Raw genomic sequence first — 741 nt, 5'->3', positions numbered from 1 at the left:
TGTACTCAAGGAAATATGAACCTATTATTTGTTTGTTCAGAAAATCGTTTGCGTAGCCCAACCGGTGAGGAAATTTTCTCTGAATATGAAGGAATCAACGCAATCGGGTGCGGCACAAATGCAGATGCCGAAACACCGCTTTCAGGCGATCTTATTGAATGGGCCGACGCCATCTTAGTTATGGAAAAATCTCACAGAATCAAAGTCGCCAAAAAGTACAAAGATCTACTTAAAGGTAAAAAACTGGCTTGCTTAGACATACCAGACAATTACGAGCGCATGCAGCCCGAACTTGTTCGTCTTTTAAAGAATAAGGTGACAAAGTTTGTGCGGTTGTAATTGGCACGTACATAACAAACCAATAAACTCACTCACTACGTTCGCTGGGACGCATACACGTGGGGCGGCTTCGCCATTATGCCCCACATGCCTGCGCCCGTTATTGGAAAGTTAGAAGGCGTCAGCCTAAACTACGTTTGGCTTAATAAAAAAATCAGTTCAACCACCCTCACCTGTTGTTTCAATCATCGCCCAAGCATTGGTAGTTTTAATGTCACCGCGCTTACTTAAAAGGTTGCGCAATAGGCGCTTTATCGCCAAGTTCTTATTCTCAGTCAGCAAGCGCCATTGCGTTTGTTAACTCAATGGGCGGCTTGCTTCAGCTAAATCACCTACATCACTGCACTGGCATTTTGCTTGTTTGCTTTAACAATCAATCGTATGCTGGCTTTAATAGTTTTC

The 741-nt window shown here is 43.5% G+C and carries 1 protein-coding gene; it reads left to right on the top strand.

All coding sequences use genetic code 11. The features are described from left to right. The coding region (locus J8L84_RS20190; protein ID WP_348771853.1) for a low molecular weight protein tyrosine phosphatase family protein at positions 1–339 on the top strand (339 nt) is incomplete at its 5' end. Positions 340–741 lie beyond the last annotated feature (402 nt).

The organism is Alteromonas sp. MMG017 (assembly GCF_018100795.1).
In the GTDB taxonomy this organism is placed as follows: domain Bacteria; phylum Pseudomonadota; class Gammaproteobacteria; order Enterobacterales; family Alteromonadaceae; genus Alteromonas.
Note: the sequence above shows the minus strand (reverse complement) of the source record. Positions and strands in the feature narration are given on the sequence as shown.